The sequence below is a fragment of the uncultured Bifidobacterium sp. genome (assembly GCF_963540075.1).
Classification (GTDB): domain Bacteria; phylum Actinomycetota; class Actinomycetes; order Actinomycetales; family Bifidobacteriaceae; genus Bifidobacterium.
Genome location: NZ_CAUTOG010000073.1, coordinates 1 through 4,413 on the forward strand (window position 1 = coordinate 1; position 4,413 = coordinate 4,413).

Sequence of the window (4,413 nt, forward strand, 5' to 3'; positions counted from 1 at the left end):
GGTCCCACGGGTCCTCGGGGCATCGCAGAGGCTGCCGCGCCCGTGGACCCGGCGTCCGCGCGGCGCGCCGCTGGCCGGAAGACCGGACGGCGGCTGATCAGCCGATCAGCTGATAGCCATGCGAGGCGACGACCGTGCGAAGACGGTCGAGGTACACCTCGGCGGCCTTCGACAGACGGGCCCGTTCGTTCGTAATCCAGCCGAGAAGCATCGTCTCGTCGGATTCGAGGGGGACGGTGACGATCTTCTCGTTGTTGAGGTCCCCGTTGTCGATTCCGGTGCACACGGTGTAGCCGTTGAGCCCGATGATGAAGTTGAGGATCGTGGCCCGATCGGTGACGTTGATCTGCTTGGGGGAGTACTCCGGCCACACCGCCTCCTCGGCGAAGTAGAAGCTCCCCTCCTCGCCCTGCTCGTACTGGATGAACGGATAGGGCTTGAGGTCCTCCATCGTCACCTTCCCCCGCCCGGCCAGGGGGTTGTTCCGGGAGATGAACACGTGCAGCGGGGCGCGGAACAGGGGATGGAACTCGAGATGCTTCTCGCGCAGCAGCTTGCCGATCACGTCCTTGTTGAAATCGGACAGGTAGATGATCCCGATCTCCGAGAGCATGTTGGCGACCTGGCTGATGATGTCCTTGGTGCGCGTCTCGCGGATGGTGAATTCGTACTCGTCGGAATGAAGGGAGTCGATCATCTCGACGAAGGCCTCGACGGCGAACATGTAATGCTGGGTGGAGACGCTGCACAGCTGCTTGCGCGGCTTCGCGTTCCTGTATCTCTCCTCCAGGAGGTCCGCCTGGTCGAGGACCTGACGGGCGTAGGTCATGAATTCCGCCCCGTCCACCGTCAGGGCTATTCCCTGGGACGAGCGCGTGAAAACCTCGATCCCCAGCTCGTTCTCGAGCTCCTTCACCGATGAGCTCAGGGCCGGCTGGGACACGTAGAGCTCGTGGGAGGCCTCGTTCATCGATCCGCATTCGACGATCTTGACGATGTACCTCAGCTGCAGAAGTGTCATAAGCACCATTTATATCATCCGTGCGATACTCGGAACGGACTTATATCGTCGGAACGTCCGGCGCGCCCCGACATCAGGCGACGTCGGGAATCGGCACGCCCCGGGAGACGAGATCGCGTCGCGTCGAGGCGGCGTCGGAGAAGACGATGCCCGACATGCCGACGTCACGGGCGCCCTCGACGTTGCGGGGGGTGTCGTCCACGAACACGCACCGGGACGCCTCGAGGCCGAAGCGCGAAAGCATGAGGCGATAGATGTCGGGATTGGGCTTGAAGCGCCTCTCCTCGCCGGAGACGACCGTGCCGTCAAGAAGGTCCCGCAGCTCGGGGAACTTCCTGAAGGCCACGGGGAAGGTCTCGCGCGACCAGTTCGTCAGGCCCCATACGCCGATGCCCGCCGCCCTGAGGTCGCGCAGCAGCTCGGCCATGCCCGGCACGATCCGGACGAGGGAGTCCTCGTAGTGAAGGATGTAGTAGCGGAACACCTCGGCGAGACGGCCTCCGTAGCGCGACCGGTATTCCGGCAGGAGGGAGGCGAGGCTGCGCCCCTGGTCCATGGACGCCTCGAAGGCGAAGAAGCCGAGGCGGTCGTCGTCGGCGCAGACGTCATCGACGAGAGCGTCGGGGAAGCGCCCCTGGAGGCACGCCCGGCAGCGCCAGTCGAGGAGGACGCCGCAGAAGTCGAAGACGACGTCCTGGACGCCGGCATCATGGTCGTAACCCTTATGGCCCGGAGCCGTGCCGGCGTTCTCCGTCGTCGTCTCATCGGCGCTCGCCATGGTCGTCCCCTTTCGTTCCCGTCAATCCGGGACGAGTGTACCGGTCGCCCCGCCCATGCACCCGGCCGCAGCGGCCGGCCAGCGCCCAAGACATGGCGGGACGTGTCATGTCCGGCGAAAGGCTCAGGACATCAGCCCGCCGATGACCAGGGGCAGGGCATGCGCGATGTCCGAGGCGAGGATCGGATGGCCCGTGACGCCGAGGTCGGACCCGTCGCCCGGATTCCGTCCGAGGACCCCCGTCGGGGAGACCAGCCTGGGTCCATGCCATCCCCTGAGCGCCGATCCGGAGGCCCGACGCCCCGCCAGACCATGGATGTACGCGGCCGCGGCGGCGGACCGGCCCACGATGGCGGGATCCGTTCCGCCTGTCTGCGCGAGCAGCGAACCGAGAAGGCCGGCGAGGACGTCGCCGGACCCGGCCGTGGCCAGCCAGCCGGGGCCGCTGCCGCAGACGACGGTCCGAGGCCCCCCCGAATCGGGGTCGGCCCATACGACGAGCGTCATGGCGCCTTTGAGCAGGATGGTGGCTCCCGTCAGCTCGTGGGCGCGCAGCGCCGACCTCCACGGGCGGGCGGCCACATCGACGTCCCTCTCGCCCAGTCGTCTGAGCAGGGAGTCCATCTCGCCGGCGTGCGGGGTGAGGACGACGCGGCCATCCACCCGGTCGGGAAGCAGGTCCAGCGCACCGGCGTCGACGACGACGGGAGGCATGCATCGTACGCGCGAGTCGGCCTCGTCATCGCCCGTCAGACGGTAGTGGGCGAGAAGCGCGGCGATGGCGGCGCGCTGGGTGTCGACTGGGGTCGGATCATCCCCGCCCGGAGCCGAGACGACGCCGGACCCGACGACCCAGGACTCGACGCGACCCTTCCCGGACACGACCTCGGGGACCCTGGCCAGCACGGCGTCCTCGACCCGACGCGGACCCATATGCCGCACCATGCCGCATCCGGATTCCGCCGCGGACAGCGCGGTGAGCACCCCGGCGCCCGGATAGCGCTCCGATCCGGTGATGAGTCCGACCACGCCCCGGGCGTATTTGGCGTCCGACATGCGGGGAGACCGCAGCGCGGACGCGGCCAGGGAGGAGTCCGCCACACGCACCGTCGAGGGCATCAAGGACACGTCGTAGCCAAGGTCGACGAGGAACCCCTCCCCGCAGTGCATGCAGGCCGGGGGAAGCATGAGGAAGGGCTTCATGACCCCGAAGGTGACGGTCGCATCGGCGTCCACGCATGCCCCCGGGACCTCCCCGTCGTCGACGCCCACGCCGGAGGGCGCGTCGACCGCGACGACGAAAGGACGACCGGGCACGTCGGAGTCCCCGCCGGCGTTCCCGGAATCCCCGAGCATGGATGCCAGGGTGGCGGGCAGGCCGCGCAGAACCCCGCTGGCGCCGATCCCGGTCATCGCGTCGATCACCACGGACGCCCGGTCGAGAAGCCGGCGGGCGCCGCGCAGACGCTCCCCCGCCTCCCCGGCGCCGAAGCCGGAGACGCACCCGGGGATCTCGGAGAGCGGATCGAGCACGAGCACGGACCCTCCGGCCCGGACGAAGGCCGCGAAGGCGCCCTCGTGCAGACCCCGTCCCACGGCGATGGCGGTGACGTCGGCTCCGCGCCGGGCGAGCTCGGCCGCCGCGTAGAGCCCGTCGCCGCCGTTGTTCCCGGCACCCGCAAGAACCACGACCGCGGCCTCGTCGACGGCGACGCCCCGGTCGTCCAGACGCTCGCCCACCAGTCGGGCGAGGGCCGAGGCCGCCATGCGCATCAGAGGGACGCCCCGGCGGAGAAGGGGACGCTCCATGGCTCTGACGTCCTCGGCGGCCCATGCCTCCGTCAGCAGGATCCCACGGCGCTCGGCGTCATCCATGGCTGCTCCTTCCATGCCCGTTCCCGGATCACTCCTCGGCCACGAGGTCGAGGTAGTCGTCGCTCCACAGGTCCTCGTCACCGTCGGGCATGAGCAGCACCCTTTCGGGGCTGAGCGCCTCGACGGCCCCCTCGTCATGGGTGACGAGGACGATGGCGCCCTCGTATTTCGCGATCGCCTTGAGAATCTCATCGCGCGACGCGGGGTCGAGGTTGTTCGTCGGCTCGTCGAGAAGAAGCACGTTGGCCCGCGAGGTGACCAGCGTGGCCAGCGCCAGCCTCGTCTTCTCGCCTCCGGAGAGCACGCGCGCGGGCTTCAGAGCGTCATCCCCTGAGAAGAGGAAGCTGCCGAGTATGGAGCGCGCGCGGGTGTCGTCCAGGTCGGGCGCGACATGCGCGAGGTTCTCGAGCACGGTGGAGTCGAGGTCGAGAGTGTCATGCTCCTGCGCGAAGTACCCGATCTTGCATCCGTGCCCGTAGACGACCTCCCCGGTGTCCGGGGTCTCCTGTCCGGCGAGGAGGCGCAGCGTCGTCGTCTTCCCGGCCCCGTTCTGGCCGAGGATGACCACCCGGGAGCCCTTGTCGATGGCGAGCGACACCCCGGCGAACACGATGTTCGACCCGTAGGCCTTGGACAGGTCCTTCGCCATGATCGGCGTGCGCCCGCAGGGCGCCGGCTCGGGGAAGCGGATGTCGGCGACCTTCTCCGCCCTCTCCGCCTCGCTGGTGTTCGCCAGCAG

At 68.7% G+C, this 4,413-nt stretch carries 4 protein-coding genes; all 4 read right to left on the bottom strand.

The genetic code is table 11. The annotated features are described in order from the left end of the window. Positions 1 to 97: 97 nt before the first annotated feature. Entirely contained in the window at positions 98 to 1,021 is a 924-nt protein-coding gene (locus RWX87_RS06545; RefSeq protein ID WP_314688781.1) for a LysR family transcriptional regulator, read from the bottom strand. 73 nt (positions 1,022 to 1,094) lie between these two features. Then, positions 1,095 to 1,799, bottom strand: coding sequence for an HAD family phosphatase (locus RWX87_RS06550; RefSeq protein WP_314688782.1), 705 nt, complete (start codon positions 1,797 to 1,799; stop codon positions 1,095 to 1,097). Between the two features lie 123 nt (positions 1,800 to 1,922). After that, complete coding sequence (locus RWX87_RS06555; RefSeq protein WP_399552334.1) at positions 1,923 to 3,689, bottom strand: bifunctional ADP-dependent NAD(P)H-hydrate dehydratase/NAD(P)H-hydrate epimerase; 1,767 nt, start codon at positions 3,687 to 3,689, stop codon at positions 1,923 to 1,925. Positions 3,690 to 3,702: 13 nt separating this feature from the next. Beyond that, a partial coding sequence (locus RWX87_RS06560) for an ATP-binding cassette domain-containing protein (protein ID WP_314688786.1) occupies positions 3,703 to 4,413 on the bottom strand: 711 nt, incomplete at its 5' end.